Genomic DNA, 531 nt, shown 5'->3' with positions numbered 1-531 from the left:
CCCACTGGTGTGCAGTTCCGGACTTCGCGGTTTCCCCAACGGCTTGGATTTGCTGCTTTCGCCGCTTCAATCCGTTCTTTTCTTTGCGTCAAGATCGCAACGTCCTGACCGGTATGGCGTTGGTGTGGCGTCACGAACCGCAACTTGCTGTGCTTATGTTCGTAGTTGTACCAGCGCGTAAACTTCAACACCCAAGCTCTTGCTTCATCAAGGCTTTTAAAGCCTGCTGATGGCCAGTCCGGCCGGTATTTGCAGGTGCGGAACAGCGACTCTGCAAACGGATTATCATTGCTGACACGTGGCCTGCTGTACGAGGTCGTCACGCCAAGTTCATAGGCTTTCATTCGCATGGTCTGCGATTTCATCGGCGCGCCGTTATCCGAATGCAGCACCAGGCCACTGTGTAAACACTTCTCCCGGATCAGCGTTTGTTCTAACAGTTGAGCAGCGTTTTCACCTGATTCCTGTTCATGTACCTCAGAACCAACAATTTTTCGGCTGAACACATCCTCGAGCATATACAGGTAGTAA

Annotated in this window: 1 protein-coding gene; it reads right to left on the bottom strand. The window is 51.8% G+C overall.

Going from position 1 to position 531, the window contains the following annotated elements; translation table 11 throughout:
* Positions 1–531, bottom strand: a 531-nt coding sequence (locus EMM73_RS19870; protein ID WP_145987584.1) for an integrase core domain-containing protein, incomplete at both ends; no start/stop codon positions are given.

Origin of the sequence: Rheinheimera sediminis (assembly GCF_004005375.1) — a bacterium.
In the GTDB taxonomy this organism is placed as follows: Bacteria; Pseudomonadota; Gammaproteobacteria; order Enterobacterales; family Alteromonadaceae; genus Pararheinheimera.
This window is presented reverse-complemented; position numbering and strand designations above follow the sequence as displayed.